The organism is Bacillus sp. 3255, assembly GCF_031456485.1.
Classification (GTDB): Bacteria; Bacillota; Bacilli; order Paenibacillales; family NBRC-103111; genus Paenibacillus_E.
In genome coordinates, this window is the sequence record NZ_JAVDUS010000016.1 from 170,304 (window position 1) to 197,026 (window position 26,723).

Here is a 26,723-nt window from a genome sequence, read left to right on the forward strand (position 1 = left end):
ATCACTTGCTGTAAACCTAGTATAGCACAAGCTGCGCAAAAATGAACGGTCAGGTTTGTGGAAAGCAAGGTGCAGCCTTCCAGAATACCCAGAAAGACAGCTGCAAGCTATCTGGCGACCTTCTGCTTCTCCCGCAGCGCCCGCTGGATGTCGCGCTGCGCATCCTTCTTAGCCGCGGACTCGCGCTTGTCGTACTGCTTCTTCCCTTTGCCGATGCCGATCAGAAGCTTGGCGTATCCGTTGCGGATATACACCTTCAGAGGCACAAGCGTGTAACCTTCCTGCTTGGCCTGCCCGAGCATCTTGGCAATCTGCACCTTCTTCAGGAGCAGCTTCCGTGTCCTCGTCGGATCCTCCGGATTGCTGCGGTTTCCTTGCTCGAAAGGGCTGATGTGCATGTTATGTACAAAGGCTTCCCCATTGCGGATCGTCGAGAAACTATCACCGATGTTCGCTTTACCCGCTCGCAAGGACTTGATCTCCGTGCCGGTCAGGACAAGACCCGCTTCATAGGTTTCCTCAATAAAGTAGTCATGCGATGCCTTCTTATTCTGGGCAAGCACCTTGCCGTCCGCCTTCTTCGTTGCCACGTGAGATCCTCCTCCCGCACATTAATGACGCAGGTAAATACTGCTACAATGTGCATCCTATTGTAGCAAGATCAAGCCCGAAAAGCAAGAAGCGGCGTTATTTCCGCCGCTTCTTACCGCTACCGCCGTCCTCGCTCCGCCGGCGGCCGCCCTTGGCGAGCGCGTTCACGCCGCTCGCCCAATCGCTCGCCGGGGCTTCGCCACCCCCCAGCGCAATGCCGCCGCGGCCGCGCTTGCTTTCGCTGCGGCCCACACCGCTGTCTGTCCGCCCGGCGCCGACAGACTCCAGCCTTGCGCTCAAGCTGCCGCCTTCGCTCAGCTTGGGACCGCGCTTGCCGCGTTTGCTGCGGCTCTCGCTCAGCGGTGCGCCGCCAGCTTTGCTGCGACGCGGTTTGCCTGCCGGGATTGCCGCATCGCCTTGGCGCAAACGCCCTCCCTCAGCGGATTTATCGCCGATAGAGGCTCCTCCGCGGCCTGCTTTCGCTGCTTCGCCGCCGCCAGGAGACTTGGCGAAACCGCCTTTACCCTTCGTATAGCCGCCTTTGCCCTTCTCCGGCTTTCCTTTGCCGCTGCGGAAGCCCTTGAACCCGCCGGCGCCTTTGAACTTGCCGCCACCGCCGCCGCGGCTGAATCCGCCCTCTTTGCGAGGCTTCATATCCACGAGCTCGAAGTCAATCGTATGCTCATCCATATTCACACGGGCTACTCGTACCTTGGTGCTGTCCCCGATTTGATAAATTTTGGAGGTACGCTCGCCGATCAAGGCATGCTGGCGCTCATGATAGTTGTAATAGTCGTCGGTAAGATCGCTCAAGCGAATCAAGCCTTCCACCGTATTATCCAACTCCACGAACATGCCGAAGCCGGTTACGCTGGAAATGATGCCTTCGAACTCCTCGCCGACCTTATCCAGCATGTACTGCGCCTTCTTCAACGCCTCGGTTTCCCGCTCAGCATCGACCGCTACGCGCTCACGCTCGGACGATTGCTGAGCAATATCGTTCATGCGGGAAGCTAAATACTCATGACGCGTATCCGACAGCGTCCCGCTCTCCAGCACTTCACGAATGACCCGATGAATAATCAGATCCGGATAGCGGCGAATCGGCGAAGTAAAATGCGAGTAAAACTCGGCAGCCAAGCCGAAATGCCCCAAGCTCTGCGCATCATAACGCGCCTGCTTCATCGAACGAAGCATTACCTTACTGATGACCGTCTCCTCCGGCGTCCCCTTGATATCTTCCAGCAAGGTCTGCAGTGCGCGCGGATGTACCGAATTGCCTTTGCCTTTGACGGCGTATCCGAAGTTGGTCACGAATTCCATGAAATTCATCAGCTTCTCGGCATCCGGATCCTCATGGACACGGTACAAGAAAGGCACTTTCATCCACGAGAAATGCTCGGCTACTGTTTCATTAGCCGCCAGCATGAACTCCTCAATCATCATTTCCGCGACGGAACGCTCTCTCTTCACGATATCCGTCGGCTTGCCTTCGGGATCTACGATAATTTTGGATTCCTCGAAATCGAAATCAATCGCTCCGCGCTTCATCCTTCTGGACCGCAATCTCGCAGACAGCTCTTCCATCCGCTTAAAGTCTTCCATTAAATACGCATAGCGCTCCACAAGTTCCGGCTCCGCTTCACCGGTCAGCAGTTTGCGGACATTCGTGTAAGTCATGCGCTCGCTAGTCCTGATGACACTGGTGAAAATCTCATGATTCACGACTTTTAAATTTTCGTCAAACTCCATCTCGCAGGACATAGTGAGCCGGTCCACCCGCGGGTTAAGCGAGCATATGCCGTTCGACAGCCGGTGCGGCAGCATCGGAATCACCCGATCGGTGAGATACACCGAGCAGCCGCGGTTATAGGCCTCGATATCAAGCGCCGTGCCTTCGCGAACATAATAACTGACATCCGCAATATGAACGCCTAATTTGTAATGACCGTTGTCCAGAACCTCGACGTTCACCGCATCATCCAAGTCCTTGGCGTCTTCGCCGTCAATCGTAACAATGCGCTTGGAACGCAGATCGCGGCGTCCTTGGCTGACGATCTCGTCTTCCGTAATGGAGTCCGGAGCGGCATCCGCTTCCGCAAGCACTTCTTCGCTGAATGCCTCAGGCAGCTGGAACTTGCGCACAATGGCCAGAATATCAACGCCCGGATCATCCTTATGACCGAGAATCTCGATGACTTCCCCTTCCGCAGCCGAGCGCCCCTCCGGATAATTCACGATCTTCACAACGACCTTCTGTCCTGTGACCGCCCCGTTGAAAGCATGCTGAGGAATGAAAATGTCCCGCGTTACCCGCTTATCGTCCGCAATAACGAATGCATATGTCTCTTGTCCCTGGAAAACGCCTACGATCTGCGTATTGGCACGCGATATGATCCGCACGACCTCGCCTTCCAATCGGCCTCCGCCGGCACTTCTCGACGTAATCTTCACGAATACCGTATCGCCGTTCATCGCGGTATTCAAGTCGTGCGCATTAATGTACACATCAGGATGATCGCGGTCCTCCGGAATTAAGAAAGCGAAGCCCTTAGCGTGCGCTTGCAGCTTCCCTCTGACCAGATTCATCCGTTCCGGTACGCCGTAGCGGTCATTCGCGGCGCGAACGACGTGCCCGCTTTCTTCCATCTGATTTAATAACTTGATAAAATCTTTAAATTCGTTTGCCCCTGTAATCCCAAAATGTTTCTCGAGCTCTTTGTAGGACATAGGCTTATAAGCCTCATCTTGCATTAAAGCGATAATATCTTGATCTTTTACCATACTTTTCACCTTTTCTTGTTGTTGAGCCTAGCTCAAATTCACCGTACTTGTTTCTTTACTCCATAGTATGCCACTTGCAGAGAAAGGATAAACGCCGAGATATCCGCATATACATGCTCCCGCTCTTGATCCAGCAGCAGACCGTGTGAAGACTTCGGGTAGTAGCGAAGTTCCTTCACGGTGGAGCGAATCCGTTCATACAGATAGGCGGCGCTGTCGCGATGGACGACACCATCCCTGTTCCCCTGCCCGATCCAGACCGGGACCGCTACCCGGGGGAGCAGCTTCTTAACATGCCTTAACAGCTTTCGCAAGCTGACGACGCAGCGAATCGGCGTTTTGGTATATGCACATGACTCATCTAAAATCGTGGAGAAAGCACGAGGCTTCTTGTTTATATATTTGACAAAGTATTGGACGACGAACGCAAGCGCCGATTTCCTGGAAGTCAAATAAATGGGCGTAGCAAGCGAAATAACGCCCGCCACTTGGCGTTCTACGGCCAGCTTCAAGGCCAATAAGCCTCCCATTGAATGTCCCATAACGACTACGCTTTTGCAAGTGTTTGCCAGCTTGTCGTAGCTCTCCAGCACATGCCCATACCAATCCGTCCATCCGGTTCGTATCATATCTTCGGGTGACGTGCCGTGGCCTGGCAGCCTGACGGCCTCTATGGTGTACCCTTGATCCTTCAGCTCGTAGCCGATTCTTCGGAACTCCGAAGGGGATCCTGTAAACCCATGAATCATTAATATGCCTATCTCTTGGTTCCTACCACTGCCTGTCCAGTAAAAAGGCTCGGTTGACTTGTAAATTCTGCTCTCGATCTTGAACATCTCCTGCCTGCAAGCCCGCTTAAAATGAAAAAACAGCAGGAGTAGATTTCCCCTGCTGTTATCGTTTTATGTGTGTTAGGATTTCACTACGTAAGCTACGACAATGGAAAGAATGAAAAATGCAGCAGCAAGCCCCATCGTGAAACGGGACAAGAAAAGCTCCAAACCGCGTGCCTTTTGTTTACCAAATAAGTGCTCCGCACCACCGGAAATGGCACCGGACAAACCTGCGCTTTTCCCTTTTTGCAGGAGGACAACCGCAATCAATCCAACGGAAGCTATGATCAACAAAATTTTCATAAAGATTAACATTTATTAGCACCCCAATTGCCTGAACTTTTGCTTCTATAACTAGCATGAGTATTTTAACACAGTTCGTCCTAGAATACAATAAAGAGCCCAGCCAGCTCCCTAATGCCTACTCTCGATAAGTGGTCGAGGGAGCCGGACGCCCCATACTCCTTGCTCTTCGTCCCCGTCCCAGGAAAGCTTGAACCGCCTGCTTCGCGCACCACAAGGCGAACAAGGTGAACATGATCGCCCACGCCATGGCCGGTATTCCCGTATGCAGCGCCAAGTTCGTAGCATCCCCTGCCTGCCTCGCATTCATCCAAGCCAATTGAACCAAGGTGATCGGTCCGAATACCGATTCCTCCAAGCATAAGAAGGCGAGCAGCAGATAGTAGAAGTCCCGCATCCATTTGAAAGGCACAGCCATCATAACGCCTGTCAGTCCGATGAAGCCGATCAGGAATAACATCCCGAACCCGTTGCGGACGAACAAAGCCAATGAAACCGCCGATATGGCGATCATAACCATAAACCCGATATGCTGCCTGCCTTTGGCGAAGACGGAGAACAGGAACCAGGCGAATAAAGAAGCGGTCATATACCCAGCCAATGCGACGGGAATTATGGACCATGATCTCGCCTGTGAGATGGCCGATAACGTGACCCCGCTGTGGTTGGCATAAAGCTCGATTCGCTGCACCTGCCCAGAAAGCGCGAGCGTCATGACGGCATGCCCGAACTCATGGACCATCGTGTCCAGGTTGCGGAAAAAAGAAGAGGGGATCCAATGCGTGAGCAGTGCGGACCCTATCAAAAATAAAATAGTCTTCACCCAATTGCTCATGCAATGACCCCCTAAGGTTGCATGGGCAAGCCGGTGGCACTGCCACCGGCCCGCCCGGCATTATTTAGTTATTACTACGTTTCGATCTTACTTAAAGTTTCTCAAGTTGTAGAATGCTTTTTTGCCTGCATATTGAGCCACGTTGAACAACTCGTCTTCGATACGAAGAAGCTGGTTGTACTTCGCTACGCGGTCCGTACGGGAAGGTGCGCCTGTTTTGATTTGGCCGGCGTTCGTAGCAACCGCGATATCGGCGATTGTGCTGTCTTCGCTCTCACCGGAACGGTGGGAGATAACCGCTGTGTAGCCAGCGCGTTTTGCCATTTCGATCGCATCGAATGTTTCGGTAAGCGTACCGATTTGGTTAACTTTAACCAAGATGGAGTTTGCGATGTTTTGCTCAATACCCGTGGATAGACGCTCTGTGTTTGTAACAAACAGGTCGTCACCAACAAGTTGAACTTTGCCGCCCAATTTCTCAGTAAGCAATTTCCAACCTTCCCAGTCGTCTTCGGAACAGCCGTCTTCAACTGTGATGATTGGGTATTTGTCAACCCATGCAGCCAAGAAGTCAACCCACTCAGCGGATGTGAAGGATTTGCCTTCGCCTTCAAGCACATATTTACCGTCTTTGTAGAACTCAGTGGAAGCTACGTCCATACCCAAGAATACGTCAACGCCTGGTTTGAAGCCGGCTTTCTCAATCGCCGCAAGAATCGTTGTGATCGCTTCTTCGTTGGATGTGAAGTTAGGAGCGAAGCCGCCTTCGTCGCCAACAGCCGTGTTCAAGCCTTTTTCTTTCAATACGGATTTCAAGCTATGGAAAATCTCTGCGCCGATGCGAAGAGCTTCTTTGAATGTCGGTGCGCCAACCGGAAGAACCATGAATTCTTGCACGTCAACGTTGTTGTCTGCGTGCGCTCCGCCGTTGATGATGTTCATCATTGGAACCGGAAGCGTTTTGGCGTTGAATCCGCCAAGGTATGTGTACAGTGGAACATCCAAAGCGTCGGCAGCTGCGCGGGCTACAGCCATGGAAACAGCCAGGATCGCGTTAGCGCCCAGTTTGCCTTTGTTCGGCGTGCCGTCAAGCTCGATCATTTTGGAGTCGATGCCGACTTGGTCAAGAGCGTCCAAACCGATGATTTCAGGAGCGATGATTTCGTTCACGTTCTCAACGGCTTTCAGAACGCCTTTGCCCAGGTAACGGCCTTTGTCTCCGTCACGAAGCTCAACAGCCTCGTATGCGCCTGTGGAAGCGCCAGAAGGGACGATAGCGCGTCCGAAGCCGCCGGACTCCAGATATACTTCAACTTCAACCGTTGGATTACCGCGGGAATCCAGTACTTCGCGTGCGTAAACATCAGAAATAATAGTCATTGCAGAAAACACTCCTTTAAATAATATAAGTTTGGTTGCTATTTCTTAAGGATCGATGTTCCGGTCATTTGTTCCGGCTGTTTAACCTGTAAGAAATCCAGCAATGTTGGGGCAATATCTGCCAAAATTCCACCGTCTCTTAGTGTAACAGATTTGTCCGTCACAATGAAAGGGACCGGATTCGTCGTGTGCGCCGTATTGCGGGAACCGTCCGCGTTCGTGACCACATCGGCGTTGCCGTGATCGGCCGTGATGCAGACGACGCCGCCCTTGGCAAGAACCGCCTCGACGACTTTGCCCAGGCACTCGTCCGTCGCTTCGATCGCCTTCACAGTCGGCTCCAGCAATCCGGAGTGACCAACCATGTCGGGGTTGGCGAAGTTCAGGATGATCGCATCGTGGCGTTCCGCTTCGATCTCTTTCACGACCGCATCCGCGAGCTCGTAAGCGCTCATCTCCGGCTTCAGGTCGTAGGTTGCGACCTTCGGCGAAGGGATCAGCAGGCGTGTTTCACCCGGAAGCTCTGCATCGCGGCCGCCGCTGAAGAAGAACGTCACGTGCGGGTATTTCTCGGTTTCCGCTGCGCGAAGCTGCGTGAGGCCGTTCTGAGCCAGCACCTCGCCGAGCGTGTTGTCGAGATCTTTGGGCTTGTAGGCCACATAGCCGTCAACGGACTCGCTGAACAGCGTTAAACATACGAAGTATAGGTTCTTAGCGGCTTTAGGGCCGCGGTCGAAGCCGCGGAAGTCTGCATTCGTGAAGACCTGCGACAATTGAATCGCGCGGTCAGGACGGAAGTTGAAGAAGACTACGGCATCGCCGGACTCCACGAGACCGACCGGCTTGCCGTCGGCACCGACGATAACCGTCGGCATGACGAACTCGTCGAAGATCGATTTCTCGTAGGATTCAATGATCGCTTTCATCGGATCCGTATATGTCGGACCTTCCCCGTAAACCATGGCGCGGTACGATTTCTCCGTACGCTCCCAACGCTTATCGCGGTCCATCGCATAATAGCGGCCTTGTACGGTCGCAATATGGCCTACGCCGACTTCCGCAATTTTATTTTGAAGGCTTGCCATGTAGCTCTTCGCTGAGTCCGGAGCCACGTCGCGGCCGTCCAGGAAGGCATGGATGTACACATCTTGGAACTGTTCTTTCTTCGCCAAGTCCAGTAAAGCGAACAAGTGCTGAATGTGGCTGTGTACGCCGCCATCGGAAAGCAGTCCGTACAGGTGCAGCTTCTTGCCGTTCTCTTTGGCGTGGCGCACAGCGCCTACGATCGTTTCGTTGTCGTAAAATTCGCCGTCACGAATCGATTTCGAAATCCGCGTCAGATCCTGATAAACAATACGGCCTGCGCCGATGTTCAGGTGTCCCACTTCAGAGTTCCCCATCTGGCCTTCAGGCAAACCTACGGCTTCACCGCAAGCGGTTAGCGTCGTATGTGGAAACGTTGACCAGTAACGGTCATAGTTCGGCTTTTTGGCATGAGCAACCGCATTCCCCTGCTCTTCCGAGCGGAGTCCGAAGCCATCGAGAATGATGAGTGCTACCGGTTTCGGTCTGGACATGTTACTTCGCCCCCTGGACGAGTTGAATGTAGGATGCGGACTCCAAGCTCGCTCCGCCTACAAGCGCGCCGTCGATGTCCGGTTGTGCCATGTACTCAGCGATGTTGTTCGGCTTCACGCTGCCGCCGTATTGAATGCGCACTGCCGCCGCTACCGAAGCGCCGTACAGGTCGCCAACCAGTTGGCGAATGTAACCGATCACGTCTTGCGCATCTTCCGCTGTGGAAGATTTGCCTGTTCCGATCGCCCAGATCGGCTCGTAAGCGATAACGACTTGCGCCGCTTGCTCTGCGCTCAGACCGGACAGAGCCGCTTCCGTTTGCACTTTGCAAACATCCTTCGTTTGGCCCGCTTCGCGCTCTTCCAGCTTCTCGCCTACACACAGGATTGGCTTCAAGCCGTGTTTGAAAGCCGCTGCAACTTTCTTGTTCACGATTTCATCCGTTTCAGCGAAATAAGCTCTGCGCTCGGAGTGACCGATGATAACATACTCCACGCCCAGATCTTTCAGCATAACGCCGGAGATTTCGCCTGTGAATGCACCGTTGTCTTCAAAATGCAGGTTTTGCGCACCTACATGCAGGTCTGTGCCTTTGACAGCTTCAACCAGCGCCGGCAGGTTAGTGAACGGCGAGCAAATGACGCTCTCAACGCCTTCAGTTGTACTGCCTTTTACTTCGTTCACGAAGCTAACGGCTTCGGAAACGGTTTTGAACATTTTCCAGTTACCCGCGATAATCGGTTTTCTGCTCATGGGATCTATGCTCCTTTGATAATAAATTATTTATCGTTCAAGGCTACAACGCCTGGCAATGCTTTACCTTCCATGAACTCCAAGGAAGCTCCGCCGCCTGTGGACATGTGGTTCATTTGCTCAGCCAAGTGGAATTTCTCAGTTGCTGCTGCGGAATCACCGCCGCCGATTACCGTGTAACCTTCGGTTGTTGCACACGCTTGCGCTACAGCACGCGTACCGTGGGAGAATGGCTCGATTTCGAATACGCCCATCGGTCCGTTCCAAACAACAAGCTTGGATTTGGCGATGACGTCTGCGTAGATAGCCCGCGTTTTCGGTCCGATGTCAATGCCTTCCCAGTCAGCCGGAATGCTGTCAATGTTAACGATTTGCGTGTTCGCATCTGCGCCGAATTTGTCGGCAACTACGATATCCACCGGAAGCAAGAAGTTTACGCCTTTTTCTTTCGCTTTGGCAATAAAGCTTAACGCGAGATCAAGCTTGGACTCATCCAGAAGGGATTTGCCGATTTCATAGCCTTGCGCTTTCAGGAATGTATAGGATAGACCGCCGCCGATCAGGACGTTGTCTGCAATGTTCAGGAGGTTCTCGATGACCGCAATTTTGTCTTTGACTTTGGATCCGCCGACAATCGCTGTGAAAGGACGCTCAGGGTTATTCAGCGCCTTGCCCAGGACATCCAGCTCTTTCTCCATCAGAAGACCGGATACAGCCGGTATGTAAGCCGCAATCCCCGCAGTGGAAGCGTGCGCACGGTGAGCAGCACCGAATGCGTCATTCACGAACAGGTCAGCCAGATCTGCGAAAGCTTTGGCCAATTCCGGATCGTTCTTCTCTTCGCCTTCGTAGAAGCGTACGTTCTCCAGCAATAGCACATCGCCGTTCTCAAGAGCAGCCGCTTGCGCTTTTACCGTTTCGCCAACCGCTTCATCCGCTTTCACAACCGGCTTGCCAATCAGCTCAGCCAATCTTGCCGCAACCGGTGTCAAACGCAATTCTTCCACAACTTGACCTTTAGGACGGCCGAAGTGGCTTGCAAGAATAACTTTCGCGCCTTTGTCGATCAAATATTTAATCGTCGGCAGCGTTTCTCTGATCCGTGTATCGTCCGTAATTTGACCGTTTTCTACAGGTACGTTGAAATCAACGCGAACGAAAACTTTTTTACCAGCTACTTCAACATCGCGAACACTTTTCTTACTCATAAGTCAAAGCCTCCTGAACGTGTGTATGGTTAACTTCCGAACTTCCGATCATTGGTTATATAGGGGAAAATCGCACATAAAGAGGAGAATCGCTTCTCCTCTTCATGTGGTTGTTAGTGTGTGTATGTTATGAAATTACAGACCTTTTTTGGCGATGAAAGCAGCCAAGTCAACTACACGGTTGGAGTAGCCCCACTCGTTGTCGTACCAGGAAACCACTTTCAGCATGTTGTCGCCAACTACCATTGTTGACAATGCATCAACGGTAGAGGAAGCTGGATCACCATTGTAGTCGCTGGAAACAAGCGGCTCAGCGGAGTAGTTCAAGATGCCTTTCAGAGGGCCTTCAGCAGCAGCCTTCAGAGCAGCGTTAACTTCGTCAACTGTTACGTTAACTTTAGTTTCTACAACCAGATCCGTTACGGAAACGTTAGGTGTAGGAACGCGCATTGCCATACCGTTCAATTTGCCTTTCAGTTCTGGCAATACCAGACCGATTGCTTTTGCTGCGCCAGTGCTGGAAGGAATGATGTTCTCAGCTGCTGCGCGAGCACGGCGAAGGTCTTTATGTGGAACGTCAAGAACGGATTGGTCGTTTGTGTAGGAGTGAACAGTTGTCATCATCCCTTTAACGATTCCGAATTGATCGTTGATTACTTTAGCGAATGGAGCCAAGCAGTTTGTTGTACAGGAAGCGTTGGAGATTACAGTGTGAACAGCCGGATCGTATTTGTCTTCGTTCACGCCAAGTACGATTGTGATATCTTCGTCTGTAGCTGGAGCGGAGATAATAACTTTCTTAGCGCCGCCTTTCAAGTGAAGGGAAGCTTTCTCTTTCGCTGTGAAGATACCTGTGGACTCAACAACGATTTCAGCGCCTACGGATGCCCAAGGAAGGTTTCCAGGGTCACGCTCAGCGAATACTTTCACGGATACGCCGTTCACGATCAGTTCGCCTTCGCCTGCTTCGACTGTAGCGTTAAGTCTACCATGAGTTGTGTCGTATTTCAGCAAGTGTGCCAAAGTTTTCACGTCAGTCAAATCGTTTACTGCTACGATTTGCACATCAGGGTTGTTCAGAGCTGCGCGGAATACGTTACGACCGATACGTCCGAAACCGTTAATACCTACTTTTACCATTTGGAATTCCTCCTAAGATTAACAAATTGTATTTATTTCAAAACGCATCTAATACAAGCCTACGTTATGATGTCTCGCTTACACATGTTTCATAATCTCAATGGCTGCCGCTTCATCGGTGACCAGCACATGCTCTTGGCCATGCCGGAGTACAGAAGCGATCGCTTCTCCTTTGCTCTTGCCCCCAGCCACGCCGATGACGACTTCCGTCCGCTGCAGATCCTCCAAGCGCAATCCAACCGTAGGCATCTTGTGCACGACATTTCCTTGGCGGTCAAAATAATATCCGAACGCCTCCGCCAAAGCACCGTCTGCCTGCAAGCTGCGCGTCGTGTCGGCATCCACCTTACGCCTTCGAGCCATGACCATAGCATCTCCGATACCGTGTATTACGATGCGACAACTCCGCACGGCGTCAACAACTTCCTTAATCTGCGGATCTTGGATTAGCGTCTGGTACGCTTCCTCACCCAGATGATCCGGCACATGAAGCAGCCTGTATTTCCCGCCTGTCTTCTTGGCCATAATGGAAGCGATGGTGTTCGCCTGCATATCCACGCTTTCGCCAAGTCCTCCCCGGGCCGGTACGAACCAGTTGCCCTTCATGGACGAGGATATCGCCAAATTGTTCGCAATCTGCGCCATGGTCGAACCGCCGGTAACGGCTATAATATCGCCCTTGGCCACGTATTTCCGCAAGGCTGCTGCTCCTGCGCGTCCAAGCTCCTTCTTCGTGAAGACCGAAGTGTCCGTATCGCCCGGAACGACGATGACTTGCTTGAGGCCGAACGCCTTCTCGATGCTTTCCTCCAGATCCGTCAGTCCGAAAGCAATCTTGACGATCGGCTGCATATCTTCCAGCAGCTGACGACCGGTCTCGCTAATCTTCATCCCTGAGGCATCTGATTCCAGAAGTCCTAGCTCCTTCAGGAATTCGACTTCACCGCGGAGCACCCGCTCCGTCATGTCGAGCGAAGAAGCTAGCGTTCTGCGTCCGACTACACCGGAGACCAAGATATGATGGAGAATGGAGTACCGCTTCTTCATGATGTCCATGAGATCCGGCAAGAGCTTTTTCTGAATGTCAAGAATTTCTCTCATATGACGACCTCTGACGCTCCTGATTCCGTGATGGACGTTTTATGTCCCGGGTCTACATTTTGTGTCCCACCCGGGTAAAAAAAATTGGCCTTGCTCGTTTTTTATTATAACCAATATCGGCAGAACATTCAACAATTGTTCATATAATTTTCTGAAAAATGTGCGAATCAGGGAATGTCTTGCTTTTTGCGCGGAGGTGACATATAATAACCCTTGCTTCGCTTTTTTTAATTCTTGTGCGCCCGTGGTCCAATGGATATGACGTAGGCCTCCGAAGCCTGAGATAAAGGTTCGATTCCTTTCGGGCGCGTACTAGTGTGAATAACGCGTATTACAGCAGAATAAGCACAAACACAAGAGAAATCAGTCGGTCGACTGATTTTTTTTGATGTTAGTTTGACCTTTCTTGACCTTTGGATGTTTTTTCGTTATCATACTTGTAGATACTGTAAAAAGTATGCACCAGAATTAATCATTTAAACCATGTACCCACCCAAGGAGGTCATTCTCATGAGTTTTATCCCTATGGTCGTCGAACAGGACGCGCGCGGTGAAAGAGGATATGACATTTACTCACGCTTGCTGAAGGACCGCATTATTTTCTTAGGCACGGGCGTTAACGATGTCGTGGCGAATTCCATCATTGCTCAGTTACTTTTCTTGGCCGCCCAAGATCCTGATAAAGATATCTCGTTATATATCAACAGCCCTGGCGGTTCCATTACTGCCGGCATGGCGATCTATGACACCATGCAGTTCATCAAGCCGGACGTGTCCACTATCTGTGTTGGTATGGCCGCTTCCATGGGCGCTTTCCTGCTGACGGCAGGAGCCAAAGGCAAGCGCTATGCGCTGCCGAACAGTGAAGTCATGATTCACCAGCCGCTTGGCGGCGCTGAAGGCCAGGCCTCCGACATCGAAATTCGCGCGAAGCGCATTTTAAAGATGAGAGACAACCTGAACAAAATCCTCGCAGAGCGCACAGGACAAACGTTCGAGCGCATCGAGAAGGATACGGACCGCGACAATTTCATGAGCGCTGCGGAAGCGATGGAATACGGACTTATCGATAAAGTCATCGAGCGCGTCTAACCCATACGAAGTGAAGAAACCAGCCTGCAAAGCCGCTCCTGCGAGCGGCTTTGCGGCTGGTTTTTTGCTGTTCGCGGATGGATAACGTAACGGGAATATCTCCCGTTATTCTTCAATCCATCGCGGTCTCCAGCTTGATTAACTGGAAATCATCACGTTAATTTCCAAGAAACTCTCCCATTTCTGCGGCGTGACGGCAAATTAACGGGAGAATTTCCTGTAACCCCCCTTCAACTGGGGCATAACGCAGGAATTAACATGATAAATTCCCGGTAATTGATTCCGTCAAGCCTTCAGCCTTACGCTCCCCCTCGGGCTGCCATAGGTTCTCCGCGGAATGCCTCTCTGCGCAAGCCCTCTGCCAGCCGCCAGCTGCCTGCTCCAAAACAAACAAGAGCCCCAGAGACTCCCCGGCGAAATCATGCGATTCCGCCAGCGGGAGCACTCCTGGGCTCTTCTTTTTACTTCTTATCTTCCAACGGGTAGAAGATCAAATCGATCGGGAACGCCGATCCCGCCGGAGGCGTGAACTCGATATCGAGCGCATCTTCCGTGCCGGTCGTGCGCGCCAGCACTTGCATGCCGTCGAACGCTGTAATTACGCCGGACCACGGCACCGGCATGATCTCGCCGTTAATTTTGAACGGCCCTTTGAACACGCCGCCTCTAGCCATCATCATAACCGCCATTTTGCGCGGCTTATCGGCATGAATCTTATAAACGACGCCGTAGTTTCCGCCGTTCTCCACATTCTGCTTCCGCATCACATCATAGCCTTTGACGAACGGATCCGTCTTATTATCACCTATGGTGAGCACGGAAGTCTTCGTGAAGCTTGCCGCATCGATATCCCACTTAAGCTCCGATATCGGGAACGTCCCGCGCACATGGCCGTTGAACGCCAAGTACGGAAGCTCCTTCACCGTCGACGTCATAAGCCTTTGATCGGTTACACCGAAGGTGATTTGCAGCTCACCATCCGTTTCCACATCGTAGAACAGATTCACGCCTTGCCCCGGATAGAAATCAGGGAGCTTCGAGTAAATATACGTTTCGTGCGGAGGAACCGTCAACTGATCCGTGTACACATTGTTCATCAGGAAGTCGACGGAAGCCTCGCTGCCGATCAGATTGGCATAAACGGAAGGATATACTTCGCCTTTGTTCGTTGTTTTGATCGTAACCGGTTTATCCGTATTATTCGTAGCGAAAATCGCCATCGTCATCTTCTGTTTGGTTCCGTTGATGTGGTCGGCATACAATCTTGCTTTGCCATTGATGTTATCCTGGTACAGAATCCCTTTCTCTGTGAACTCTTCCGGGCTGTCGCTGACGAGCAGCGTGCGGCCGGTCACTTCCGTCACCTTATTCGGCAACAGAGGCATATTGTTAAAATGAGACCAGATCGTTCCCCAATCCGTTTTGATGAATCCGCCAACCGGCTTCGTATAAATCGGGTACTCGATTTGACTTAGATACGTTTCGTCAACAACAGTTACATAGTTTTTGAACAGCTTGCTTACATGTCCATGACGGTCTTTCACGACCAATGTTACCGGATATTTCCCCGGCTTGAAGAAAGCTTCCTCATTGCCGACCCACTCATAGGACGCAATGCCTTCCGCATCCGGATCGTAGCTCAGATCCAAATACTTCACAGGCTCTCCAAGGCGGTATGTAGGCTTCGCCGTAGTGAACTTGGCTACAGGTCTGGAATTGCTGTCCTGGTCAATGTAGATGCCCTCAGGCGCTTTAAAATGGACGATCTCCACACGGCGCAATTCACTGTTGTACGTGTACTTCGCTCCCATGTAGTCGGCCAGCCATGTCAGCTTCACCAGCAGCTTCCCGTTCACGATCGAAGCGACGGAACCGAAAGGGATATCCTCACCATTCGTCGTAATCGTCTTGTTGTCTGCATCCAGCACGATGTTATAGCCCGGAGGGGTCATCTGGATCGTTCGGGAATCCGCGTTCCACTCGACCTTGAAGCCTAGCGTATCGCCCAGGAACTTCGCTGGCACGAATGTGCTGCCATTAATAATAGTGGCCGGCGATTCCAAGTGAATCTGCTCTTCATTCACGAATGCCTCGGCCTTATCGATATAAAGTAAAATTAAGGACGAACTTGTCGATACCGCATGCGCGGCAGGTGCGGCGATTACACTAGCCAGAAATACCAGCGATGCAAGCATGACGGCAATTTCTTTCTTTAAAGCATTCCATTTCATTTCTCTCCCTAGCTCCTTTAACAGTTTGTATGCATAAATTTGAAAATGGCAAATAGCCCTTTCCTTCATCGACCACGTTCATTAGACGCTGCCAAGAGAAAAAGGTTGCTACTTTCCCGTAAAAGTTAACAAGTTTGACACTTCTTGATTGAATCCGCTAGATCTCACGGTTGCCGGCAAAAAAGCCTCCTCGAGAGGAAGCTTTTGAAGGATTTATTGGTTTTCCAACTCTTCCTTGCTGACTAATGTGACTAAAGCGTTTACAGCCTGCTCTGCGTCCGAACCTTCTGCACTTATGAAGACTTCGGTCCCTGTACTGATCGCAAGACTCATAATACCCATGATGCTTTTGGCATTCACTTTCTTTTCATCTTTCTCAACAAAGATCTCGGATGAAAACTTATTCGCCTCTTGAACAAACAATGCCGCAGGTCTGGCATGAAGTCCTGTTCTCAACTTCACAACGACTGGACGTCTGGACATGGAACTAATTCCCCCTAGTGTGGAGCTTATATGAATTTACTACTGATAACAGTGCTATTCCTTGTTATAACATTATAGCATTTTTCCCTGAAGTACACTAGAAAAAATGAGAAAAACTTCTTTAGTTGCCCTTCAGTAGCTCAAAAGCTTGGAATTTCGCTGTTTTTCGGCCAATTCGTCAATTTTTCGCAGACGATGATTGACTCCGGATTTGCTGACGTTGCCCTTCAGCATGTCGCCGACTTCCTTGAGATTCAGATCGGGATGCTGAAGCCTGATCTCGGCCACCTCTCGGAGCTTCTCAGGCAAGCTCTCAAGTCCGACTTCTCTCTGGAGAAGACGGATGTTCTCGATCTGTCTGACCGCCGCGCCGATCGTCTTGTTCAGGTTCGCTGTTTCACAGTTGACGATCCGGTTCACCGAGTTCCTCATATCCTTCATAATCCGGACATCCTCGAAGCGCAGCAAGGCTTGGTGCGCCCCTATGATGCTTAGAAACTCGATAATTTTCTCGCCTTCCTTGATATACAGGACGAACCCCTTCTTACGTTCGATAAAGCGGGCATTAAGATCGAACTTGTTGGCCAAATGGACAAGCGCTTTGCAATGCTCCTCATAAATCGAGGCGATTTCGAGGTGATACGACGACCCTTCGGGGTTGTTCACCGAACCGCCGGCCATGAAAGCCCCGCGCAAATAAGCGCGCTTGCAGCAATTGCCCTTGATAATCTCTTTGTTGATGCCTGTGGTGAAAATAAACCCTTCGGAAACGATCTTCAGATCGCTAAGCAGCTCCTGGACTTGACCGGGCACCCGAACGATGTACACGTTATTCTTCTTCAGACGCATTTTCTTCCGCACCAGCAGCTCGGTGTGCAGTTTGTACGTCTTCTTGATTAACGAATAGATCCTTCTGGCGATAGCCGCATTCTCGGTGGATACATCGAGCACAACGCGTTGGTTCGTCAGCTGAACAGCTCCATTCATTCGAATAAGAGCCGATAGCTCCGCTTTCTCGCAGCAGGCTTCCGATTCCGTTATAAGGGTCAATTCTTTTTTGGTTGTTGCCGCGAAGGACATGAGACTCACTTCTTCCTTAACATCCAGCTTTCGACAAGCTGATAAATATGGTCACTCAATTTCTCTGCATCATGACGAAGGTAGGTGCGGAACAGCACGAGCCGGTCAGCAATAACCTGATACCCTCTCTTCGTCACCTCATCGAGGTCCAAATGAACCGCTTTCGAGCCTTTCTCGGCATATCGTGCCTGCACCTGCGGAGGAATCTCCCCATTGTTGACGATCACATAATCAAACAAATGCTGCTTGAGATGATCATAGATCGCATCGAGATGATCGCTTACCGAGTAGTCATCGGTTTCACCGGGCTGTGTCATCACATTGCATATGAACAGCTTCACGGCTTTCGATTTGACGATTTCCTCGGCAATTCCCGGCACGAGCAGGTTCGGCAGCAAGCTGGTGTACAAACTGCCCGGGCCGCAGAGGATCGCATCCGCATCGCGGATCGCTTGCACCGCATCCGCCAAAGGCGTTACATTGGCGGGTTCGATGAATACGCGCTTGATGCGCCCTTCAGCCTTCGGAATTTTCGATTCCCCTACGACTAAAGTACCATCTTCCATAATGGCTTTCAACACGATCGCCTGGTTGGAAGCCGGGATGACCCTGCCGCGTACGGCGAACACCCGGTTCATCTCCTGAACGGCCGTGACGAAATCACCGGTAATGTCGGTTAAGGCCGCTAAGATTAGATTTCCCAGACTATGGCCTGCTAATCCAGTTCCCACCTGAAATCGATATTGCAGCATGAGCGATAGCAGCGGTTCCACATCAGCCAGAGAGGTTAACACGTTTCGAATGTCGCCCGGGGGCGGCATCTGCATCTCATTGCGAAGAATGCCGGAGCTCCCGCCGTCATCAGCCACCGTTACGATGGCTGTGATATCGACCGGCTTCTCCTTCAATCCTCTAAGCATTACCGAGAGACCTGTACCGCCGCCAATTACGACTATTCTGGGAGTGCGCTGTGTTTTATCATATTTCAAATTTCTTTCACTCCTTAATCGTAAGATGCTTAGACGCGGTCCCGTTCGGCATCTCGGTGACTCAATCGCACGGCTTCCGTCTCGCTGTTCCCCAGCACTTTGCCGAGGTACTCGGTAATCGCCACAGAACGATGCTTGCCTCCTGTACAGCCTATGCCAACTACAACCTGGCTTTTGCCTTCTTTCTTGTATTGCGGCATCAAGAAGTTCAACATATCAAGCAGCTTGGTTAGGAATTCTTGCGTCTCCGACCATTTCATGACGTAGTCGTACACATCGGGATCTTGGCCTGTCTGCGGGCGTAGCTGTTCCACATAGTGGGGGTTGGGCAGGAAGCGAACATCGAAGATTAAGTCAGCGTCAATCGGTACACCGTATTTAAAGCCGAAGGAGATTACATTTATAGATATGCGGTTCGTTTCCAAATTGGTGAACCGGGAAATAATTCTTTCTTTCAGCTGGACCGGCTTCAATGAGCTTGTATCGATCACCTGCGTAGCCAGACCCTTCAGTTCCTCGAGCAGCTTGCGCTCAAGCCCGATCCCTTCAAGCGGCGCCCCTTCGGGTGCCAGCGGGTGACGACGACGGCTCTCCTTGTAGCGCTGCACGAGCGTTGCGTCGGTAGCGTCCAGGAAAAGAATCTCATAGCTGAGCGTGTAATTCTCGCGAATATAGCGAAGCGACTCCTGAAGTGCAGTGAAAAATTCACGCCCCCGCAAATCAATCACCAGTGCGACTTTGCCGATCTTCCCCATCGACTGCACGATTAACTCAGCGAACTTAGGAATGAGCACAGGCGGCAAGTTATCTACGCAAAAAAATCCGAGATCCTCGAGACTTTGCACGGCAATCGTCTTCCCCGCACCCGACATCCCCGTAATAATGACCAGCTTCGCTAAAGGGTGGTTTTCTTCCATGAACGACACCTTCCTTTGGAGTGCTTTCGCAGGCTAACACGTACCCGCATTAGCCATGCGAACCCCTGCATGTATGTCTAACGTAAATTCAGACCGGCAGCGCCTACGACGCCTGCATCGTTGCCAAGTGTTGCCGCAACGATCTCAACACCCTCTGCCGCTGTTTCCGGCGTAAATTTCTTAAATGTGTCGCGAATCGGCTGGAACAGAATCTCTCCTGCCTTGGATACGCCTCCGCCGATAATGAACCTCTTCGGATTAATGACGACAGCCATAGCCGCCATGGAGCGTCCGAGATAATAAGCCGCGCGGTTCACGATGCGCAGGGCTACTTCGTCGCCGCTTTTCGCCGCATCGAATACATGCTTGGCTTCAATCTTCTCATGCAGCGCAAGAGATGTGCGCTCGCCGCGCTCTACCGCTTCTTTGGCCATGCGCACGATGCCTGTTGCGGAGGATACCGTCTCAAGACAGCCCATTTGTCCGCATCCGCATTGAATAGCTTCGATATCCGGCACAACGGACATATGACCGAGCTCGCCAGCCATGCCGGCAGCGCCTTGATAGATTTTGCCGTTAATAATGATACCGCCGCCAACACCCGTTCCAAGCGTATAGCAAACCAAGTTCGGAATGCCTGCGCCAGCACCGGCCCATGCTTCGCCAAGCGCTGCCACATTCGCGTCGTTGTCGATTTTTACCGTTTTGCCTAGAAGCGTCTCCAACATTTTCTTGGCAGGGACGTTATGCCATTGCAAATTGGGAGAAAATTTGACGAAACCTTCCGGAATATCCATGAATCCAGCCAAGCCCGCGCCAATTCCCGCCACTTGCTCCCACTCAAACGGAGATTCTTCGACAATTTGGCGCACTTGCTGCGCAATACGCTCGATAACAGCCTCCGCACCGTTCTCCGCACCTGTTGGGCCTTCTAACGTTTGCAGCAGTTTCCCCTGCTCGTCGCAGATACCGACTTTAATATTGGTACCGCCTAAATCTACACCGATATAAATCTGATTTGACATTGCAAGGTCACCTCATGAATAATCTTTAAAATTTTCGGGCATAAGCTCCTTTTTCAACTATAAGACAAGGCTGTAGACAGGTCAAGATTCATCTATTTCCCGAGGAAATAAGAAAACGTGGAAAGCATAGCCTCCCACGTTTGCTGTACAAAGTCTTACAGCGATTGGCTCCAATCGTGTACGATGTGGCCTTCCAGGAATTTCTCAGCTTCCAGCGCTGCCGCACATCCGCTGCCTGCCGCTGTGATCGCTTGACGGTACTTCGTATCCTGCACGTCGCCGCATGCGAACACGCCGGGAATATTCGTCTCGGTCGTCCCCGGCTTCACCTTAATGTAGCCTTGTTCGTCCGTTTCGATTTGTCCGCCCAGGAACTTCGTATTCGGCGAATGGCCGATCGCTACGAAAATACCGTCCGTTTCGATGATTTCCTCTTCACCGGTAACGTTATTTTTCACTTTCAGGCCGGTTACGCCCTTCTCGCCGGAAACAACCTCAATCGGCGTATTGTTCAGCGCCCATTTCACCTTCTCGTTGCCGCGAGCGCGATCCTGCATGATCTTGGAGGCGCGAAGTTCATCGCGACGATGCACCAGACGCACCTCGGAAGCGAAGCGAGTCAAGAAGTTCGCCTCTTCCATCGCGGAGTCTCCGCCGCCCACAACGATGATCTTTTTGCCGCGGAAGAAGAAACCGTCGCAGGTTGCGCATGTGCTTACGCCGCGTCCGATATTCTCTTTCTCGTTGCCGATGCCGAGCAATTTGGCCGAAGCGCCTGTTGAAATGATCAACGTTTCCGTCTCGACTTCACCCAAGCCCTCCACTTGCAATTTGAACGGACGGTTCGTCAACTCTACGGAGTTCACCCAGCCCGTTTTGAATTCAGCGCCGAAGCGTTCCGCTTGCTTGCGCATGTTTTCCATCAGTTCAGGTCCCATGATCCCTTCAGGGAAGCCCGGGAAATTCTCCACTTCGGTTGTCGTGGTCAATTGGCCGCCTGGCTCCGGTCCTTCGATGACAAGGGGGCTCAGGTTGGCGCGAGCTAAATAAATGGCTGCTGTTAATCCGGATGGTCCTGTTCCTACAACGACTGCTTTGTACATATGTTTCCCTCCTAAATGCTCTCCATTGGAAAGCTATCTGTAATAAGCATACCTATATGTATGAAAGCCGGTCATGCGTCACGGCATGACCAAGCGATCAAATACTTGTGAATTTGTTGAAGATCGCTTCCATCTTCTCGCGTAAACCGCAAGTATCGTCAATGAGTTTCACATTCCGGCTCACCGTCGAAACGGTCACGCCATAGCGCGTCGAAACTTCTTGATACGAAATCGCGCGGCGATGCATCTTGGCGATCAAATATTCCAACGCAGCCGCCCAACCCTCGGACTTCTGAATCTTCGGCACGGACGGATACAGCTTCGTCAGAAACTCCACCCATAGAATCTCCAAATCATACTGTTGCACCATATCATACCGCTTATGCATATGAGAGAGCGCCATCTCCATGACGTTCTGCCATTTCACATCCCAGACGGGCAAATGCGGCGAATAAGGCGAGGCCTCCACCATAATCTCCTGATTCTCGAGATAAGCCGGGATAGACTCCCGGATCCCCATGCTGCGCAGCACGAAGATGGCAACCTTCTTCAAGTAGTCATCTTCATCCCGGTCCAGAATGAAGTCCTGCAAGGCATCCTTCACCTCGTTGTCGGCGATCAAACCGAAAGCTTGAATGACCTGAAGCTTCGTTTCGATATCCCCGTGGCGCAGCGCCCAGAAGAAGGACGAGCGGACAAGCGGATCTTTCTTCAGTTGGTCCGGTATGCCCTGCGCCGATTTCTCCAGCACGCGGAACTGCTCTTCGAAGGGCAGATGGTAATGGTAGCTCCATGTCAGCGGGCCTTCCACCTTCTCGCGCGTACGCAGCTGCTCCAAATAAAATTTGGAGATTTCCGCGCCGGGATCCAGCTTGTGAGCTTGCTTCCAATACCGGTATGCTTCATCGAACCGGCCAATGTGGCAGGCAGCCACAGCGGCGTAATGATACAGACAAGGATCGGCCGTACCGTCCCCCGCTTTCAGCAGACGCCTGAACAGATGATACGCTTTCTCATGCTGCGAAAGAATGCCCATCGTCGTAGCGAGCTTGAACACATGATCCTGCTGGTACGGATACGTCTTGCATAAGAGGTCCGTAAGCTCCGCCAGCTCCCGCTTATTGCCGAAATGCTGGTGGAAGATGGCCATGTTGCACAAGGCATGCAAATTGCCATGATCGATTTCGAGTACAGCATGAATCGTTTCCATCGCTTTCTCGAACTGCCCCATGTAATAATAAGCCAGTGCCAAGTTGTTACGCGCGGCAGTGAACTCCGGTTGATTCTCAACCAGCTTCTCCAGCTGCCTCACGGCTTCGGCGAACTTCCCCTCCTCCAGGAGGGCGCGGGCCTTATCATGCTCGAAGAGCCCTTCTCGACTCTTGATGCTAGTGAGAGGGGCGGGGCGTTCAAGCTCGTAGCTCAGCATTTCCATCATCTCTTCGGATTCTTCCATGAACTGTCCCGTAGGATCAGTTTCCAAATACCGAACCAATGCTTGTTCTGCCTGCTCGAAATTTTCCATATTGGCATAGTTGTTCGCCATATAAAAGTGACATTCCGTCATCTCGGGATCGATCGTATCAAGGATATGCTGCAAAATTTGGTTCGACTCGTCATAATTGCCCATTTCGGAGAGAACTCCCGCAAGGTTGCAGTGATTCACAGGATTATCCTGCTCGTACTCCGCAGCCCGCCGGAAATATTTCAATGCCTTATCATAATGAAACCGATCCAAAGATTGAACCGCTCTCTCGAAAAAGAATGCGGCATCCATGTTAATTGAAATCACTTTTGGTTTTGGCGCTTCGGACACACGCTTAATCTTTTCCATAGCAAGACACCCCCGGCAATTTGATTACATTCAAATTATACCATAGATCGCCGGGAAGCCAAAAACATAATCCCAAGGTAAGATCTTACTTTTATAAAACGTGCTTGGACAGCGGATAGATCGGGCCTACACGCCGCCGTATTTGAACAGGGAGGACAAGGAACCGCCGTCATTAATGATGCGGATGGCATCGGACAAGAGCGGCGCTACGGAAAGCACATTGAATTTATCCGAATGGCCTTCCGGAATCGCGATGGAATCCGTAATGATAACTTCCTTAATGTTCGGGTGATCCAAGCGCTGCAGAGCAGGTCCGGAGAAGACAGGGTGCGTCGCGCAAATATAAACGTCCAGCGCGCCTCTCTCTTTCAAGCTCTCCACAACGTTGACAATCGTCGTTCCCGTATCGATCAAATCCTCGATAATGATCGGCGTGCGGCCTACAACGTCGCCGATTACGTGAGTAATAACGGACTCGTTGTGCTCAGGGCGCTTCTTGATCATCATCGCGAACGGCGCATCGAGGATGTTGGCCATTTTCTCCGCAGTCGTAGCACGGCCTGCATCCGGAGAAACGATGATCGGGTTATGCAAATTTTTCTTTTTGATGCAATCACTGATGACATCAAGAGCCGTCAGGTGATCGACTGGAATATTGAAGAAGCCTTGGATGGCCGGCGCATGCAGGTCAATCGTAACAACACGGTTGGCGCCTGCCGCACTGAACAAGTCGGCTACAAGTTTAGCGGAAATAGGCTCGCGCGGAGCGGCTTTGCGTTCTTGACGAGAGTAACCATAGTAAGGGATGACAAGGTTGATCGTTCTTGCAGAAGCTCTTTTTGCCGCATCCATCATGACCAGAAGTTCCATCATATGTTCATTGATCGGATGGGAAAAGGTTTGCACCAGGAATACGTCGCAGTTACGAATTGTCTCTTCGTAAAGGCAGTAGATTTCTCCGCTTTTGAAACGGGATAGTTTAATTTGTCCAAGCGGCTGGCCGAGCTCTTTACAGATACGTTCCGCAAGCTTCGGATTCGAAGATCCGGAAAAAATTTTAACATTGTCGCTATGCATGGTTAATGGTTACCTCCGAAGGTTCATTAAATAAAATTGTTCACGCCCTACTCATTATACATGAAAGGTGTCGAATTTAAAAAGTCACAAGATGTCGATTTCGTGCATGAAATGTGGCTATTTCGTTAAATCCGATCATTTTGAGCAGCGATCTCGCTTCATCCAAATATTGGGCCAACCGCTCCGGCTGATGGGCGTCCGATCCCAGCGTTACGGGAATTCCCACCTTCTGGCAGTATTTGAGCATACGGCGGCTGGGAAACATTTCTTTACAGGGGTGACGAAGGCCCGATGCATTAAGCTCGATGGCAAGGCCGCATGCCTTCACCGTATCTAATGCCGCTTTCTCGAGCTCCCACGTGTCGCGATCCGGCACATAGCCGAACCGCTTGATCATGTCGATATGACCGATATAATCATAGAAGCCGGTACGAACCGCTTTCTTCACTGCCTCGTAGTATTGGATATAAACCTCATAAATATCCTTGCCTTCCCAGCCTGCAATTTGCCGGAAGTCCGAAATGTCCCACTCACCCAGAAAATGAACCGATCCGATCACATAATCCCAAGGATACGCCTTGATAATCGCCTCGATCTCTTTCTCATAGCCCTCGATATAATCGCCTTCAAGACCGACGCGTATATCGATTTGGTCCTTATATTTTTCTTTCAGATGCAGGCACTCCTCGACATAGCGGGGCAGCTCCTCCATCGGCATAGCCATCTCCGGCCAATACGTCTGCGGATCCACATGCAAAAGCGGCATATGATCCGAAAGCCCTAATTGCGTGAGCCCGATCTCGATGCCGCGTTTGACGTACTCCTCCAGCTCCCCGGAGGCATGACCGCAGCGCACATGATGTGTATGGTAATCAATCAACATCGTGAATCACTCCAGGTCGTCTTATTTATTTTTGGACATGCCGTTTTCTAAGCTCTCTCATAATTTCATCCAAAGGCAGTTTATTATTGCGCAGAAGTACCATTAAATGGAAAATGAGATCGCTGGCTTCATAACGAAGCTCGTCGTTGTCTTTATTTTTGGCGGCGATAATGACTTCAGCCGTTTCTTCGCCCACTTTTTTGAGGATCTTGTCGACACCTTTCTCGAAAAGGTAAGTCGTATACGCCCCTTCCGGACGCTCCGCGTCGCGCGAGGCAATGACCGTCTCAAGCTCCCCAAGGATGGCGAAACGATCTCCGGAGACTGCCGGCTCCGTACCTTCTTGCGCAGCGCCTTCCACCGGAATGCTTTGCGTGAAGCAGGTGTACGTGCCATTGTGGCAGGCAGGTCCCGTTTGCTCTACAAGTACGAGCAGCGTGTCCGCGTCGCAATCATAGCGCAGCGCTTTGACCTTCTGCGTGTGACCGGAGGTTGCCCCTTTGTTCCACAGCTCTCCGCGGGAGCGGCTCCAGAACCAAGTATCGCCCGTCTGTATCGTGCGCTGCAAGGATTCGCCGTTCATATAGGCGAGCATGAGCACTTCTTTGCTGACCGCGTCCTGCACGATGGCAGGCACAAGTCCGTGCGCGTCATATTTAATCTGTTCCAGTGAAAATGTCATCGGATTTCAACCCCTTTATCTTTCAGGTCAGCCTTGACCCCTTGAATCGAAAGCTCTTTGTAATGAAAAATCGTCGCCGCCAGCCCGGCATCGGCTTTGCCTTCCGTGAACACATCGTAGAAGTGCTCCGTTCGGCCCGCTCCGCCGGAAGCAATCACCGGAATGGTCAACAGCTCGGAAACAGCGCGCGTCAGCTTCAGATCGAAGCCGTCCTTCGTGCCGTCCGCATCCATGCTGGTCAGCAATATTTCGCCTGCACCGAGCTCTTCCATGCGCTTCGCCCACTCCAGCGTCTTCATGCCTGTTGCATTGCGCCCGCCGTGCGTGAACACTTCCCATTCGCCCCACTCCGCATTGTACTTGGCGTCAATGGCGACGACGATACATTGGGAACCGAACTTGCGCGCACCATCGGAGACGAGCTGCGGATTACGCACCGCCGCCGTGTTGATGCCGATCTTATCCGCTCCTGCACGCAGCAGGCGTTTCATATCGTCCACGCTGGAGATGCCGCCTCCGACAGTGAACGGAATCGTAATCTCCCCTGCCGTTTGGCGGACAACCTCCACCATCGTCGCACGGCCTTCGACCGAAGCCGAAATGTCGAGGAATACGAGTTCGTCCGCACCTTCTTTATCGTAAATCGCCGCCAGTTCCACCGGATCGCCCGCATCGCGCAAATTCACGAAGTTCACGCCTTTGACGACCCGGCCGTCCTTGACGTCGAGGCAAGGAATAATTCTTTTGGCTAACATGATGGCACCTCCTAGTTAACTTGCAAGCCCGGCCATTCAGGAGGGGAAGCGGCGCATTCGCCGGTC

At 51.6% G+C, this 26,723-nt stretch carries 24 protein-coding genes and 1 tRNA gene; 2 read left to right on the forward strand and 23 right to left on the reverse strand.

Annotation, left to right across the window (positions count from 1 at the left end):
* Window positions 1-107 precede the first annotated feature (107 nt).
* The 11 genes from smpB to J2X61_RS23435 all read right to left on the reverse strand — a co-directional run bounded on the left by smpB (window position 108) and on the right by J2X61_RS23435 (window position 12,506).
* Window positions 108-590, reverse strand: a complete 483-nt coding sequence (gene smpB / locus J2X61_RS23385; RefSeq protein ID WP_274472045.1) for an SsrA-binding protein SmpB — start codon at window positions 588-590, stop codon at window positions 108-110.
* Window positions 591-687: 97 nt separating this feature from the next.
* Window positions 688-3,375 (reverse strand): ribonuclease R, encoded by a 2,688-nt coding sequence (rnr, locus tag J2X61_RS23390; protein ID WP_310190998.1) that lies wholly within the window; start codon window positions 3,373-3,375, stop codon window positions 688-690.
* A 38-nt stretch (window positions 3,376-3,413) separates the two neighbouring features.
* Entirely contained in the window at window positions 3,414-4,124 is a 711-nt protein-coding gene (locus tag J2X61_RS23395) for an alpha/beta hydrolase (protein ID WP_310191001.1), read from the reverse strand.
* A gap of 162 nt (window positions 4,125-4,286) precedes the next feature.
* Entirely contained in the window at window positions 4,287-4,523 is a 237-nt protein-coding gene (gene secG / locus J2X61_RS23400; RefSeq protein WP_274472042.1) for a preprotein translocase subunit SecG, read from the reverse strand.
* 106 nt (window positions 4,524-4,629) lie between these two features.
* Window positions 4,630-5,346, reverse strand: coding sequence for a M50 family metallopeptidase (locus J2X61_RS23405; RefSeq protein WP_310191003.1), 717 nt, complete (start codon window positions 5,344-5,346; stop codon window positions 4,630-4,632).
* Window positions 5,347-5,433: 87 nt separating this feature from the next.
* Complete coding sequence (eno, locus tag J2X61_RS23410) at window positions 5,434-6,726, reverse strand: phosphopyruvate hydratase (protein ID WP_274472040.1); 1,293 nt, start codon at window positions 6,724-6,726, stop codon at window positions 5,434-5,436.
* 38 nt (window positions 6,727-6,764) lie between these two features.
* Window positions 6,765-8,303 carry a 2,3-bisphosphoglycerate-independent phosphoglycerate mutase gene (gene gpmI, locus J2X61_RS23415; RefSeq protein WP_310191004.1) on the reverse strand — a complete coding sequence of 513 codons (1,539 nt, stop codon included), beginning with the start codon at window positions 8,301-8,303 and terminating at the stop codon, window positions 6,765-6,767.
* A 1-nt stretch (window position 8,304) separates the two neighbouring features.
* Complete coding sequence (tpiA, locus tag J2X61_RS23420; protein WP_274472038.1) at window positions 8,305-9,057, reverse strand: triose-phosphate isomerase; 753 nt, start codon at window positions 9,055-9,057, stop codon at window positions 8,305-8,307.
* 26 nt (window positions 9,058-9,083) lie between these two features.
* On the reverse strand, window positions 9,084-10,265 hold the full coding sequence (locus J2X61_RS23425; protein WP_310191007.1) for a phosphoglycerate kinase: 1,182 nt from the start codon (window positions 10,263-10,265) through the stop codon (window positions 9,084-9,086).
* A gap of 135 nt (window positions 10,266-10,400) precedes the next feature.
* Window positions 10,401-11,405: a type I glyceraldehyde-3-phosphate dehydrogenase gene (gap, locus tag J2X61_RS23430; RefSeq protein WP_274472036.1), complete on the reverse strand. Its 1,005-nt coding sequence runs from the start codon at window positions 11,403-11,405 to the stop codon at window positions 10,401-10,403.
* Window positions 11,406-11,483: 78 nt separating this feature from the next.
* On the reverse strand, window positions 11,484-12,506 hold the full coding sequence (locus tag J2X61_RS23435) for a sugar-binding transcriptional regulator (RefSeq protein WP_274472035.1): 1,023 nt from the start codon (window positions 12,504-12,506) through the stop codon (window positions 11,484-11,486).
* A gap of 238 nt (window positions 12,507-12,744) precedes the next feature.
* On the opposite strand from J2X61_RS23435, the gene J2X61_RS23440 reads away from it, so the two are divergent.
* A tRNA-Arg gene (locus J2X61_RS23440) sits at window positions 12,745-12,816 on the forward strand.
* A 200-nt stretch (window positions 12,817-13,016) separates the two neighbouring features.
* Complete coding sequence (clpP, locus tag J2X61_RS23445; protein ID WP_274472034.1) at window positions 13,017-13,598, forward strand: ATP-dependent Clp endopeptidase proteolytic subunit ClpP; 582 nt, start codon at window positions 13,017-13,019, stop codon at window positions 13,596-13,598.
* A 461-nt stretch (window positions 13,599-14,059) separates the two neighbouring features.
* On the opposite strand, the gene J2X61_RS23450 is transcribed toward clpP, so the two are convergent.
* From J2X61_RS23450 to hisF, 12 genes are all read right to left on the reverse strand, one after another.
* Window positions 14,060-15,883: a stalk domain-containing protein gene (locus tag J2X61_RS23450; RefSeq protein ID WP_396135486.1), complete on the reverse strand. Its 1,824-nt coding sequence runs from the start codon at window positions 15,881-15,883 to the stop codon at window positions 14,060-14,062.
* A 159-nt stretch (window positions 15,884-16,042) separates the two neighbouring features.
* Window positions 16,043-16,312: an HPr family phosphocarrier protein gene (locus J2X61_RS23455; RefSeq protein ID WP_028555561.1), complete on the reverse strand. Its 270-nt coding sequence runs from the start codon at window positions 16,310-16,312 to the stop codon at window positions 16,043-16,045.
* A gap of 132 nt (window positions 16,313-16,444) precedes the next feature.
* A complete protein-coding gene (whiA, locus tag J2X61_RS23460) occupies window positions 16,445-17,392 on the reverse strand; it encodes a DNA-binding protein WhiA (RefSeq protein ID WP_274472032.1) in 948 nt (315 codons plus the stop codon).
* A 5-nt stretch (window positions 17,393-17,397) separates the two neighbouring features.
* Window positions 17,398-18,381, reverse strand: coding sequence for a gluconeogenesis factor YvcK family protein (locus tag J2X61_RS23465; RefSeq protein ID WP_274472031.1), 984 nt, complete (start codon window positions 18,379-18,381; stop codon window positions 17,398-17,400).
* 29 nt (window positions 18,382-18,410) lie between these two features.
* Window positions 18,411-19,298, reverse strand: a complete 888-nt coding sequence (rapZ, locus tag J2X61_RS23470) for an RNase adapter RapZ (RefSeq protein WP_274472030.1) — start codon at window positions 19,296-19,298, stop codon at window positions 18,411-18,413.
* Between the two features lie 77 nt (window positions 19,299-19,375).
* Window positions 19,376-20,323 carry an ROK family glucokinase gene (locus J2X61_RS23475; protein ID WP_274472029.1) on the reverse strand — a complete coding sequence of 316 codons (948 nt, stop codon included), beginning with the start codon at window positions 20,321-20,323 and terminating at the stop codon, window positions 19,376-19,378.
* Window positions 20,324-20,478: 155 nt separating this feature from the next.
* Entirely contained in the window at window positions 20,479-21,426 is a 948-nt protein-coding gene (gene trxB / locus J2X61_RS23480; protein ID WP_310191014.1) for a thioredoxin-disulfide reductase, read from the reverse strand.
* A 97-nt stretch (window positions 21,427-21,523) separates the two neighbouring features.
* Window positions 21,524-23,260: a tetratricopeptide repeat protein gene (locus J2X61_RS23485; protein ID WP_274472027.1), complete on the reverse strand. Its 1,737-nt coding sequence runs from the start codon at window positions 23,258-23,260 to the stop codon at window positions 21,524-21,526.
* Window positions 23,261-23,386: 126 nt separating this feature from the next.
* A complete protein-coding gene (locus J2X61_RS23490) occupies window positions 23,387-24,337 on the reverse strand; it encodes a ribose-phosphate diphosphokinase (RefSeq protein ID WP_274472026.1) in 951 nt (316 codons plus the stop codon).
* Between the two features lie 76 nt (window positions 24,338-24,413).
* Window positions 24,414-25,220 carry a histidinol-phosphatase HisJ gene (gene hisJ / locus J2X61_RS23495; RefSeq protein ID WP_310191018.1) on the reverse strand — a complete coding sequence of 269 codons (807 nt, stop codon included), beginning with the start codon at window positions 25,218-25,220 and terminating at the stop codon, window positions 24,414-24,416.
* Between the two features lie 25 nt (window positions 25,221-25,245).
* Window positions 25,246-25,902 (reverse strand): bifunctional phosphoribosyl-AMP cyclohydrolase/phosphoribosyl-ATP diphosphatase HisIE, encoded by a 657-nt coding sequence (gene hisIE / locus J2X61_RS23500; protein ID WP_310191021.1) that lies wholly within the window; start codon window positions 25,900-25,902, stop codon window positions 25,246-25,248.
* Complete coding sequence (gene hisF / locus J2X61_RS23505; protein ID WP_274472023.1) at window positions 25,899-26,657, reverse strand: imidazole glycerol phosphate synthase subunit HisF; 759 nt, start codon at window positions 26,655-26,657, stop codon at window positions 25,899-25,901. The genes hisIE and hisF overlap by 4 nt, the downstream gene beginning before the upstream one ends.
* Window positions 26,658-26,723: the final 66 nt, after the last annotated feature.